12 protein-coding genes are annotated in these 13114 nt (G+C 34.3%); 2 read left to right on the top strand and 10 right to left on the bottom strand.

The window, feature by feature from the left end; genetic code table 11:
• Positions 1-36 precede the first annotated feature (36 nt).
• Positions 37-1344 carry an aminodeoxychorismate synthase component I gene (pabB, locus tag UMM65_RS14615; protein WP_321977586.1) on the top strand — a complete coding sequence of 436 codons (1308 nt, stop codon included), beginning with the start codon at positions 37-39 and terminating at the stop codon, positions 1342-1344.
• On the opposite strand, the gene UMM65_RS14610 is transcribed toward pabB, so the two are convergent.
• From UMM65_RS14610 to UMM65_RS14565, 10 genes are all read right to left on the bottom strand, one after another.
• Entirely contained in the window at positions 1341-1724 is a 384-nt protein-coding gene (locus UMM65_RS14610) for a hypothetical protein (RefSeq protein WP_321977585.1), read from the bottom strand. The genes pabB and UMM65_RS14610 overlap by 4 nt on opposite strands.
• 48 nt (positions 1725-1772) lie before the next feature.
• A complete protein-coding gene (argH, locus tag UMM65_RS14605; protein ID WP_321977584.1) occupies positions 1773-3053 on the bottom strand; it encodes an argininosuccinate lyase in 1281 nt (426 codons plus the stop codon).
• A gap of 153 nt (positions 3054-3206) precedes the next feature.
• Entirely contained in the window at positions 3207-4271 is a 1065-nt protein-coding gene (locus UMM65_RS14600) for a M20 family metallo-hydrolase (RefSeq protein ID WP_321977583.1), read from the bottom strand.
• Positions 4268-5047: an acetylglutamate kinase gene (argB, locus tag UMM65_RS14595; protein ID WP_321977582.1), complete on the bottom strand. Its 780-nt coding sequence runs from the start codon at positions 5045-5047 to the stop codon at positions 4268-4270. The genes UMM65_RS14600 and argB overlap by 4 nt, the downstream gene beginning before the upstream one ends.
• A gap of 138 nt (positions 5048-5185) precedes the next feature.
• Positions 5186-6133 (bottom strand): N-acetylornithine carbamoyltransferase, encoded by a 948-nt coding sequence (locus UMM65_RS14590; RefSeq protein ID WP_321977581.1) that lies wholly within the window; start codon positions 6131-6133, stop codon positions 5186-5188.
• Between the two features lie 13 nt (positions 6134-6146).
• On the bottom strand, positions 6147-7271 hold the full coding sequence (locus UMM65_RS14585; RefSeq protein WP_321977579.1) for an aspartate aminotransferase family protein: 1125 nt from the start codon (positions 7269-7271) through the stop codon (positions 6147-6149).
• 72 nt (positions 7272-7343) lie between these two features.
• Positions 7344-8144, bottom strand: coding sequence for a pyrroline-5-carboxylate reductase (gene proC, locus UMM65_RS14580; protein WP_321977577.1), 801 nt, complete (start codon positions 8142-8144; stop codon positions 7344-7346).
• A 179-nt stretch (positions 8145-8323) separates the two neighbouring features.
• Complete coding sequence (gene argC / locus UMM65_RS14575) at positions 8324-9301, bottom strand: N-acetyl-gamma-glutamyl-phosphate reductase (protein WP_321977576.1); 978 nt, start codon at positions 9299-9301, stop codon at positions 8324-8326.
• Positions 9298-10485, bottom strand: a complete 1188-nt coding sequence (argG, locus tag UMM65_RS14570; protein WP_321977574.1) for an argininosuccinate synthase — start codon at positions 10483-10485, stop codon at positions 9298-9300. The genes argC and argG overlap by 4 nt, the downstream gene beginning before the upstream one ends.
• Positions 10482-11114, bottom strand: coding sequence for a GNAT family N-acetyltransferase (locus UMM65_RS14565; protein WP_321977572.1), 633 nt, complete (start codon positions 11112-11114; stop codon positions 10482-10484). The genes argG and UMM65_RS14565 overlap by 4 nt, the downstream gene beginning before the upstream one ends.
• 444 nt (positions 11115-11558) lie before the next feature.
• Here UMM65_RS14565 and UMM65_RS14560 point away from each other — a divergent pair, with 444 nt between their 5' ends.
• Positions 11559-12980 carry a lytic transglycosylase domain-containing protein gene (locus UMM65_RS14560; RefSeq protein ID WP_321977571.1) on the top strand — a complete coding sequence of 474 codons (1422 nt, stop codon included), beginning with the start codon at positions 11559-11561 and terminating at the stop codon, positions 12978-12980.
• The last annotated feature ends 134 nt before the right edge of the window (positions 12981-13114 follow it).

The raw sequence follows: 13114 nt of genomic DNA, 5'->3' as shown, positions 1-13114 counted from the left end.
ACTAATTTAATAACCTTGGGCCAAGTCGAAAGGTCATTGCGAACCACAAAAAAAATAACACTACAAAATCCTGCTGAGTTCAAGGAAAATCTACTGACTTGGGCTCAACAATTTGATGAATTTGTTTGGCTCGATAGTAACAATTATCCTCAACACTATTCAACCTACGATGCTGTGTTGGCTGCTGATGGCAATTCAGATTTACAATGTAATTTTCATAAGGCTTTTGATAAATTTAAACAATATAAAAATAAGGTCAACGATTATATTTTTGGTTATTTAAGTTATGATTTGAAGAATGATACTGAAAATCTAACCTCTAAAAATAACGACGGATTACATTTTCCTGATTTGTACTTTTTTCAACCAAAAAAACTGTTCCTTTTTAAGAATGATGTCCTAGAGATTCAATATTTGTCAGAGTATAAAGATGAAATTGATGATGATTTAAAGAGTATAAAACAGATTGCTTCGTCCCGAAAAGGGACTCGCAATGACAGCGTTCAGCATGACGTAAAAATTAAAAAAAGAATTACAAAGAAGCAATACCTGAATCAATTAGTTAAAATTCTAAAACACATACATCGTGGCGATATTTACGAAGTTAATTTTTGTCAAGAATTTTATGCGGAGGATGCAGTTATCAATCCGTTGGAAGTTTATCATCATTTAAATAGAATTTCTAACCCGCCATTTGCCAGTTTTATTAAATTCAATCAGAAGTACATTATTTCTGCTTCACCTGAAAGGTTTGTAAAAAAAGAAGGTCTCAAAATTATATCGCAACCCATTAAAGGTACTGCCAAAAGATTAGCGGACAAAGAGGCTGATAAAAAATTAGCTGCAGCATTAGCCAACGACCAAAAAGAACGCTCTGAAAACATTATGATTGTCGATTTAGTGCGAAACGATTTATCAAAAACTGCCATTAAAGGTTCTGTAAAAGTGGAAGAACTATGTAAAGTCTATTCATTTGACCAAGTACACCAAATGATTTCCACAATAAGTGCAAAAGTGGATGCTAATACGGACGGAATTGACATAATAAAAAGTCTGTTCCCTATGGGAAGTATGACGGGTGCACCCAAATTATCCGCTATGCAAATTATCGAAAATTTAGAAGCTTCAAAAAGGGGTGTTTATTCTGGTGCAATTGGTTATTTTAAATCTAATGGCGATTTTGATTTTAACGTAGTTATTCGAAGTATTTTGTATAATGAAACCAATAACTATTTATCTTATTCTGTAGGTGGGGCAATTACGTCAAAATCCAACCCTGAAAAAGAATATGAAGAATGTTTGTTAAAAGCAATTGCTATGAAAAGGGCGTTGAAGACAAATTAATTTAGTGAAAAATCACATTCATTATTGCTACTTTTCCAAATTACAGTACCTTTTGAGAGTAAATCGGATGAATATTTGTCATCACCAATATATCCTATATTCTCTCCACTGCAATTATAAACAACATATACAGAATTGCAGTTAGGGCAGCAGTCTCCATAAATAAAAATATCTTGCTTTTTAAATGAAGTTTGCAAAATGTAATGATACCGCCAATCGACCGAATCATTTTGCTCTCTTTCATCAATTTCGTTTTTTAACCAAGCTAAATCCTCAACTGGATTTTTCACTCCACATGCAGATTTAGAATTAAATTCTTCAGAACTATTGCAACTAAAAAATAAGATACAGGAAAGTAAAATTAAAGCTATTCTTTTCATGGTTTATCGATTTATTGCTAGATGCAAAATCTGAAAAAGGTTGCTTATTTAAATAACTTTCTCCATCTTACCCCTAATCTCATCCAAACATAAATTACCAATACTGCCTAAATGCGTGTGGTTTACATTTTTATCGGGTTTAAACTCTCCATTTTCCACTTTTGCTCCTACAATTTTATAGGCATCTCTAAAAGCGACACCATCTTGGACTAATTTGTTTACCTCCTCAACCGTAAATAGATAATCATATTTAGGGTCTTCTAATATATCTTTATTTACCCTTATATTCTCAATTGAGAATTTCATCATTTCCAAACATGATTTTAAAGTTTGAATGGCTGGCAACACCGCTTCTTTCAGTAATTGTAAATCACGTTGATAGCCACTTGGCAAATTACTCGATATTAGCGTTAACTCATACGGTAAAGCTTGAAGTGCGTTGCATTTCCCTCTTATCAATTCAAAAACATCTGGATTTTTTTTATGCGGCATAATGCTCGAACCTGTAGTCAACTCATCCGGAAAAGAAACAAAATTGAAATTCTGGCTCATGTACAAACAGATGTCCATAGCAAATTTTGAAAGTGTCCCGGCAACAGTAGCCATTGCAGAAGCTAGAGCTTTTTCCGTCTTACCTCGACTCATTTGAGCAGCAACCACATTGTATTTCAACGTTTCAAAACCGAGTAATTCGGTTGTCATTTGTCTGTCAATATCAAAAGAACTGCCATAGCCAGCACCTGAACCCAATGGATTTTGATCTGCAATTTTATAGGCCGCATTTAGTAAATAAATATCATCAATTAAGCTCTCCGCATAGGCCGAAAACCATAACCCAAAAGACGATGGCATGGCAACTTGTAAATGTGTATAACCGGGCATCAAAACATTTTTATGGGCTGCTGCCTTTGTTAACAACTCGTCAAATAATGCCTTTACCAAGCTTTTAATTTCATTAATTTCATCTTTAAAGTACAGATGTAGATCCACTAAAACCTGATCGTTTCTTGATCGTGCAGTATGGATTTTTTTTCCCGTATCGCCCAACATTTCGGTAAGCATGTATTCTACCTTAGAGTGTACATCTTCAAAAGAATCTTCAATCACAAAGTTTCCTTTCTCTATATTGTGAAGGATGCTTTTGAGCTTTTCTTCAATAATTACAATCTCCCTGTCTTGTAAAATCTCTATTTTATGCAACATTTTAGCATGGGCTATAGAGCCCAACACATCATATTTTGCAATTATTAAATCGAGTTGGCGGTCGTTACCTACCGTAAACATATCTATTTTTTTATCGGTGCTAAAGCCTTTGTCCCAGAGTTTCATTTTTTGTAGTTTAAGCGTTTAATTGTTGATTTGTGTAATCGTTTAATCATTTATATATCGTTCAATTCTTTTTTGTCATTCCGAGGCACGAGGAATCACATAAATGCTTGTCCTCCTATTAATGAGATTCTTCGCTTCGCTCTGAATGACAGGCTATTCGATAATTACCCTTTTCAACAATTCCACATAAATTTTAATCCCTTCTTCAATTTCATTTACATAAATAAATTCATCTGCAGTGTGTGAGCGTAACGAGTCTCCAGGCCCTAATTTTAGGGATGGACAGGTCAATACAGCTTGGTCCGATAGCGTTGGAGACCCATAAGTTTCTCTTCCTAATTCAATTCCAGCTTTTACCAAAGGATGTTCCTTAGGTATTGATGATGAATTTAATCGTAAAGATCGTTCTTTTACTTCAACCTGCACGTGATTTTTTATAATTTCCAATACTTCTTTGTTGCTATAAGCATCCGTAATACGGACATCCACCACAAAACGGCATTCAGCCGGAATTACATTATGTTGATTTCCAGCATTAATTTGTGTAACGGTCATTTTAATTTTCCCCAAGGTTTCTGAAACTTTAGGAAATTCATAATTCTTAAACCAATCTATGGCTTCCATAGCTTTATAAATAGAATTGTCGCCCAATCCATGTGCGGCATGCCCAGCTTTCCCATGAGCTGTGCAATCTAAAACCAATAAGCCTTTTTCGGAAATGGCCAACTGCATCAAAGTAGGTTCGCCAACAATAGCAACATCAATTTTTGGCAATAGAGGCAAAACGCTATTCAAACCCAACTGCCCCGAACTCTCTTCTTCTGCCGAAGCTACGATTATCAAATTGTATTTTAAATTTTCATGATTATAGTAATGCGTGAATAAAGCTATTAATGAGACTAAACACCCCCCAGCATCATTACTTCCTAATCCGTATAATTTTCCATCTATAATTTGAGGTTTAAAAGGGTCTTTTGTATAAGCACTATTGGGTTTTACCGTATCGTGATGAGAATTTAATAGCAACGTCGGTTTGGTGTTATCAAAATGTTTATTAAAAGCATATATATTATGATTACTACGCTTAAATTTAATGTCATTAGCAACAAACCACCCTTCAATTAATGCTGCCGTACCATCTTCTTCTGACGAAAAAGATTGGGTGGCAATAAGTCGTTGTAAAAGGGCTATAGCCTCTTTGGTGAGCTTTTCAATCATAAACTTAAAGTTGTGTGTTTTGTATTTTTATTGGTTATGAAATCAGTATTCGCGATGTGAATTTCCGAAACACCTTTAATCAAAGCATTAAAACAATTTTCCAGTTTTGGTAGCATTCCATCGGCAATAACACCTTCATTTTTTAATGTATTGTAAATTGCTGAATCTATTTTTTCAATAACGGAATTCTCATCTTTAATATCTTTCAATACGCCTTTCTTTTCAAAGATATAAGTTAAACTTACTTCGTAAATTTCCGCTAAAGCAGATGCCAATTCTGACGCTATGGTATCTGCATTGGTATTCAATAATTGCCCATTTTTATCGTGTGTAATCGCACAAAAAACAGGAGTTAATTCAGCATTTATTAATGTTGATATTGTCTTTACCTCTAGACTATCGACATCACCGGCAAAACCATAATCAACTTCTTTTACAATACGTTTATGGGCTTTAATGGTGTTGCCATCTGCACCTGAAAGTCCAATGGCATTACAATTGTTTTTTTGCAAATTTGCTACTATATTTTTATTCAATAATCCTGCATAAACCATGGTTACGACTTCTAAATTGGCGGCATCCGTAATTCGTCTTCCTCCAACCATTTTGGGTTCAAGTTGTAATTTGTTGGATAAATCTGTTGCTTTTTTTCCACCTCCATGAACCAGAATTTTTAAACCATCCAATTTAGAAAAATCGGCTAAAAAAGCATGTAAGACTTCTTCCTGGTCGATGACATTACCTCCAATTTTTATGATGTTTAGTTTCTGCTTCATTCTATTTTACCAGTCTTAATAGAGTTTGTCTAAGATTTCGCTCCTATGGAGCTTTAACTTTTATCACTCTTTATTATTATTACAAAGATAACGCTCCTAGGGAGCTGAGTATTGAAACAATTTTAGAACTTGTCGATTTCAACTATCTTCTAATATTTTTTTCAATACCAATTGAGCTGCAAAAGTTCTATTATTAGCTTGTTCTATAACCAAAGAATTCTCTCCATCTAATACCTCATCGGCAACAACTACATTTCTTCTAACAGGCAAACAGTGCATAAATTTGGCATTATTGGTTAATTTCATTTTTTGTTCGGTAACCATCCAGTTTTTATCTTTTGACAGAACTTTGCCATAATCACCAACCGAACTCCAGTTTTTTGCATAAATAAAATCGGCATTTTCAAAGGCTTTATCTTGATTGTATTCCACTTTTGAATTCTTAACAATACCTTTGTCCAATTCATATCCTTTAGGGTGCGTTATCACAAAATCAACATTATTGATTTGCATCATTTCCACAAAGGAATTAGCCACCGCCTGCGGCAACGCTTTTGGATGCGGTGCCCAAGTCAACACCACTTTTGGTTTTTTATTTTTTTGATTTTCTTTTATGGTTATGACATCGGCCAAGGCTTGTAATGGATGCCCCGTTGCACTTTCTAAGCTAATAATTGGTACGGTTGCATAGTTGACAAAAGCATTGATTACCTTTTCGCTATAATCTTCTTCTTTGTTTTTCAATCCCGCAAAAGCCCTAATAGCAATAATATCTGCATATTGGGAAACCACTTTAGCGGCTTCTTTAATGTGCTCCGATGTATTTTGGTTCATTATCGTACCATCTTCAAATTCCAGTGCCCAAGCGTCGTTTGAAATGTTCATCACCATTACTTGCATTCCCAAGTATTGTGCTGCCTTTTGGGTGCTCAGACGTGTTCTTAAACTGGGATTGAAAAACAACATTACCAAGGTTTTGTGTTTGCCTAAACTTTCAAAAGCGTATGGGTTTTTCTTTAATTGTACGGCTTCATCAACCATAGTTGAAAGCGATTTTATATCAGATATAGCAGTGTATTTTTTCATTGGGTTAAATTATTTATAGGCAACCTTTTAATGCTTCAAAGAAGTTATCCACGTGTTCTTTTTTTATCGTCATTGGTGGTAAAATTCTCAGCAATTTTTTATTGCTGGCACCACCTGTAAAGATGTGATGTTCATAAATCAGTTTTTTTCGCAATTCACCAACTTCAAAATCAAATTCCAATCCTAACATTAATCCTCTACCTTTTATCTTTTTTACTTGTGGAATTCGTTTTGCCTTTTCAATAAAATAAGCTGAAATTATATTCACATTTTCTATTAAATTTTCTTTTTCAATCACTTCCAAAACGGCCATAGAAGCCGCACAAGCCAGATGATTTCCACCAAAAGTGGTACCCAACATGCCATAACTGGCTTTTAGCTTGGGTGAAATTAAAATTCCTCCCACAGGAAAACCATTACCCATTCCTTTAGCAATTGAAATTATATCTGGTTGAATGTTGTGATATTGATGGGCAAAAAATTTACCGTTTCGTCCATATCCTGATTGGATTTCATCAGCAATTAATATAACATTATATTGATTACATAGTTTTCGTAAATCTTGAAAGAATTGTGTTGTCCCCTCATCCAGTCCACCGACACCTTGAACACCTTCAATAATCACAGCACAGACATCACCCACCAATAAGGTTTTTTCAAGTAAAACACTATCGTTTAAAGGTAAAATGGTAATAGGATTGCAACTATTTATTGGTGCTATTATCTTGGGATTATCTGTAACAGAAACGGCAGCTGAAGTCCGCCCATGAAAAGAATTTTGAAAAGCAACTATTCTATTTTTATTGGTATGGAAGGAAGCTAATTTCAAAGCGTTTTCATTAGCCTCTGCACCAGAATTACATAAAAACAGATTGTAATCGGGATAACCAGACAACTTTCCTAATTTTTCTGCCAATTCAACTTGCAATGGGTTTTGTACAGCATTGGAATAAAAACCAAGATTATCTAACTGTTCCTTAACTTTTTTAACATAATGTGGATGCAAATGACCTATGGATATAACACCATGCCCTCCATAAAAGTCAAGATACTTTTGACCTTTATCGTCAATAACAATTACATTATTGGCTTTAACCGGTGTAACGTTATACAGTGGATATACATCAAATAAATTCATGTTTTTAGTTTTTTTATTCGCTCATTCAGACCTACTAGGAACCGCCTTTAGCGGGAATACCTTGCAGGGTCGTTAAAGCTCTGGTTTTGCGATTTGATTGATTTTATTAAACGAAGTAACAATCCCTTTTATCAAGGATGAACTTAAGCCACTGTGTTCCATTTCATTTAACCCTTCGATTGTACAACCTCCAGGCGTTGTAACTCTATCTATCTCCTCCTCTGGATGATTGCCAGATTCTATCAATAAAGTTGCCGCACCTAAACAAGTTTGCATTGCCATTTCTTGAGCAATTTCTGCTTCAAACCCTAATTGAATAGCTCCTTGCGTTGTTGCTCTGATCAATCGCATCCAAAAGGCAATACCACTGGCACAGATTACCGTTGCAGCTTGCATTTGTTCTTCGGGAATTTCCACGGAAGTACCCAGCCTGTTAAAAATTGCTAAAGCAATATCAATCCGTTTTTTCCCTTGTGCATTACTACACACACAAGTAATGGATTTACCGACTGAAATAGCCGTATTGGGCATAGAACGAATAATGAAATTATCTTTACCAATAACAGATTCAATTGTTGAAATTTTAAATCCTGTAATAGTAGAAATCAGAACATGCTTTTCTGTCAATAAATCGGCAATACCTTTTAAAATGCCTGCAAAATGACGGGGTTGTACTGCAAAAATCAAAATGTCAGAATTGCGTACAGCTTCCTTATTATCTGAGGTTATTTGTACATTATCATATTCCGCCCAGTCTTCTATACTTTGCGTATTCCTTTTAGTGAGGTATAAACTTGTGTAGGCATTATTTACAATAAGCCCTTTGGCTATTGAAAGCCCTAAATTACCCATTCCTATAATTGCTATTTTCATAAGCCTCTCCCCAGCCCTCTCCCAAAAGAGAGGGGGCTGCTATTGGGGTGTTTTAAATTGTTAGTATATATTTCTTCCTAATTATTTCTTTCAATTTTTTGTAAATCGAACTTTCTTGTTCTAAATACTAAAAACTCATTATTTGTCTAATATCTCACGTCTCTTATCTAACGTCTCCTTTAAAAATACGTTCCTTTCAGTCCCAAACCTTCTTTTTCATCAAGCCCAAAAATTAAATTCATATTATGAACTGCCTGGCCCGATGCTCCTTTTAACAAATTGTCCGTTATACTGCTAATTAATAATTTATCGTTGTGTTTGTGTAAATGCACCAAACACTTATTGGTATTAACCACTTGTTTTAAATGTAATTCAGTATCACTCAGAAAAGTAAAAGCCGCATCTCTGTAAAAATCTTTATACAATTTTTTAGCAGCTTCTAAACTTCCGTCAAATTTGGTATAGGCCGTGGCAAAAATCCCTCGGCTAAAATTACCTCTGTTCGGCATAAAATTTACCTCGTTAATAAACGAAGATTGCAATTGCCCAAGACTTTGGTTTATTTCACCTAAATGTTGGTGCGTAAATGGTTTGTAGTACGAAAAATTATTATCTCGCCAAGTAAAATGGGTGGTTTTAGATAATGATGTTCCTGCACCCGTTGCACCGGTAACAGCATTTACATGGATATCTTGTTTCAATAAATTATTTTTTGCCAATGGCAATAAAGCCAACTGAATCGTTGTTGCAAAACAACCTGGATTTGCAATATTTTGAGCTGATTTTATTGTTGTTTTATTGAGTTCGGGCAAACCGTAAACAAATTCCTTTCCTTGAAAAACCCGGTCTTTTTCCAACCTAAAATCATTACTTAAATCAATAATTCTTGTACTGTTCGAAAATTGATTTTTTTCTAAAAAAGATTTCGAATTGCCATGTCCCAAACATAGAAACAGCACATCAACATTGTTATTTATTTTATCGGTAAATTTTTGATCGGTTTCGCCAATTAAATCTTGATGGATGCTGCTAAACGCATTGCCCGCATTAGAAGTTGAATACACAAAATTGATTTCTGCTTTTTTATGATGCAATAAAATCCTAATCAATTCGCCTGCGGTATAACCGGCACCACCAATAATTCCAACTTGTATCATTCTGAATTGTTTATTTGGTTAAAAATCTTATTTTGATTTGATAAAATTTTGATAAAGCCCTTGGCGTCATCAGCCGTCCAACCATTATTCATTTCGCCATAAGCAGCTACTTTCGAGTTCATCAGGTCGTGTGGCGATTGAACTCCATCAAGTGTAAAGCGATATGGGCGTAAGGTTACCATAACATCGCCACTTACATTGTTTTGGGCATCCTTTAAAAAAGCTTCTATATTACGCATTACTGCATCTAAATATTGACCTTCGTGCAACATTGTTCCATACCAATTAGACAAATACTCTTTGTGATGTTGTTGCCATTTGGTAAGTACATGCTTTTCCAGTAAATGATGAGCTTTTATAATAATTAACGGAGCAGCAGCCTCAAACCCAACCCTTCCTTTAATGCCTATTATGGTATCGCCTACATGAATATCTCTTCCAATGGCATATTTTGATGCCATTTCATTTAGAATCTCAATATTTTTAACAGGACTATTTTTAACATAATTGATAGCTATCAATTCTCCTTTTTCAAAACTGAGTTTCACTTTTTCAGGCTCTTCTTTTTCCAATTGACTGGGATAAGCACTTTCAGGCAATGGTTCATTGGACGTTAAAGTTTCTTTACCGCCCACACTTGTACCCCACAATCCTTTGTTAATTGAATATTGGGCTTTTTCCCAAGAAAGCTCAACACCATGTTCTTTTAAGAATTCTATTTCTTCCTGTCTTGATAATTTTAAATCCCTTATCGGAGTTATAATTTCAATTTCGGGAGCTAAAATTTGAAAAATCATATCAAATCTGATTTGATCATTGCCAGCACCTGTGCTGCCGTGGGCAATATATTTTGCTCCTATTTTTTTCGCATAGGTTATGATTTCAATAGCTTGGATGATTCGTTCTGCACTGACTGAAAGTGGGTAAGTATTGTTTTTTAGCACATTACCAAAAATCAGGTATTTTACTACTTTTTGGTAAAAAGTAGCAACCGCATTAATGTTTTTATAGGTTTTTACACCTAGTGCGTATGCTTTTTCCTCAATCGTATCAATCTCTTGTTGGATAAATCCACCAGTATTCACACTTACAGCATGGACTTCATAACCTTTTTCTGCCGATAAATATTTTGCACAATACGAAGTGTCCAATCCGCCGCTATATGCTAAAACTAACTTGTTCATTTTTTGTTTTTATTTTTTAATAAAATAGATTCTTTTATACTTTTTAATCTTTTCAATACCCTTTTATTGTAAGGACGCTTCTTTTCCTTTTCTATTTTCGTTTTTTTGTCGTTTGGATCGTAAAGCATACCTGTACATAGGCACATTTTACGTTCCGTACGGGTTAAAATATCATAATTTTTACAGGTTTGGCATCCTTTCCAAAAAGCATCATCAGTGGTAAGTTCAGAAAAAGTAACGGGTTTGTAACCTAGTTCGTAATTTATTTTCATTACGGCCAAACCCGTTGTAATACCGAACATTTTAGCATCGGGAAATTTCTTTTTTGAATAATCAAAAATAACTTTTTTGATTTTTTTTGCCAGACCTTGACCTCTGTAATCAGGATGAACGATCAAGCCCGAATTGGCAACAAATTTACCATGCCCCCAAGCTTCGATATAGCAGAAACCGGCAAACTTATCACCATCCAGGGCAATAACGGCATTCTTGTTTTCAAGTTTTGTTATAATATATTCTGGTGTACGTTTGGCTATGCCCGTACCGCGAACTTTGGCTGATTCCGCAATGGTATCGCAAATAATAGAAGCATACTTACTATGCTTTTTTGTAGCAATAACAATATCCATACTATGATATTAAAAAAATTAAAATGTGTTTTAAAAAATTGTGTTTTTGAAAAAAGAACCGGACTCACCTTAGTTCAATATAATATAAGATACCCTTACGGGCGACGGATGCCTCTTGGGCGGTTACAGTTTGTAGAAATTGTATATAGGTGTACCGTTTTCACAAAGCAATATTACGAATTTTTATTAAAAAAGTAAATAATAAAATATTATTTCTGAAAAAAATGACAATTATTGCCAAACCAACAACAAAATAAAGGCAAAATTATATAATTACTATTTTTAACTTAAAAAAGCAATCAAATTCTCAATCATAAGTTTACATTATTTATAAGTTATTGTTTGTTAACACGTTACAACTAAAGTTTTTAGCTTTAATTAACAATTTTGCAATTGAACTGTGTTGCTTTGCTATTTTTGATTGGTTTCAACTCCAAATCATCTATGAAAAAACTGTTTTCTACAACTCTTATTTTTTATGCTGTTTTATTATTTGCCCAAGATATTTCAATAACAGACTTTGATTATCAAGCCACAAATACAGAAAGCCCAATTAGCAATGTATTTGAGGGTGATTTACCCCAAGTAGGCAAGTCAAAACCAATAGAAAATGAAAGGTTTTCCTCAATGGTGCTTAAAGATAGGTTGGCAGCATTAAATAACAAAACCCCTTTTGACGTCCCCTACAATGCCACCGTTGAGCGTTTTATCCGATTGTATTTAAGAGATAACAAAACGGCAATATCCAATTTAATGGATAGAGCCAATTACTACTTCCCCATTTTTGAACAGTATTTAGATAAATATGACCTCCCTTTAGAAATAAAGTATTTAGCTGTCGTTGAATCTGCGTTGTTACCAACTGCTAAATCTCATGCGGGTGCCAAAGGAATTTGGCAATTTATGTACCATACCGGTAAAGAATATGGCCTAAATGTTACTTCTTATGTTGATGAGCGTAATGACCCTTTAAGAGCCACAGAAGCCGCATGCAACTATTTAAAAGATCTTTACGAAAGGTTTGGAGATTGGGATTTAGCACTTGCAGCTTATAATTCTGGGCCGGGCAATGTCAACAAAGCAATTAGACGCTCTGGCGGAAAAAGAAATTATTGGAATATTAGGCAATACCTGCCTTCGGAAACGAGCAGCTATGTACCCGCTTTTTATGCTATGTTCTATCTTTTTGAATATGGCGAGGCTCACCGAATTTACCCTAATACTATTGAAATTGATTATTTTGATACCGACACCCTTCATATTAACGAAAAATTAAGCTTTAATCAAGTTGAAAAAAGAACCGGAATACCCTATAAATTTATAGCCTCGTTAAATCCGCAATATAAGTTAGGTATTATACCCTATCAAAAAAATAAAAATTACGTATTAGCATTACCTAAAAATGCGATCGATAAATTTTTAAGCAGCAGCCCAACTACAGAAAGTAATATGAAGAGCAAAGAGCTGCCCAAACATATAATTCCAACGGCAAAAAACAGCTATGTGGTTCAAGCACTTGATAATTTACCTAAAATTTCCAAAAAGTTTGGTATATCGCTGCAACAATTAAAAGCGTGGAACGGTTTGCAAACTGATTTTCTTATTGAAGGTCAACGACTGGTCATTACAGATAAAGATGCAGAAAAACATATAGCTGTAAAGATAAATCCTGTTAAAACGAATAATACTACTGCCAAACCACAAACTTTTAAAAACTACACGGTAAAAAAAGGCGACTCGCTTTTTATAATTTCCAAAAAATTCCCAAATGTTTCAATTAGTCAACTTCGAAATTGGAACAATATTTGGGGCGTATCTTATGTTGAACCCGGTACGAAACTTAAAATTTTAACAACTGCTGAATAATTTGCCAAGGTATTTTGCGTTATCCTTACAGTTTGACATTACGAACTAATTTTAAACACATGTAAATCAGTTGGTTAAAATTTATTTCGATTAGGAATTTGGTTTGTAAGATAAACTTAACGAAAAATTTTATA

This window comes from Aureibaculum koreense, from assembly GCF_034296135.1.
Classification (GTDB): Bacteria; Bacteroidota; Bacteroidia; order Flavobacteriales; family Flavobacteriaceae; genus Aureibaculum.
This window is presented reverse-complemented; position numbering and strand designations above follow the sequence as displayed.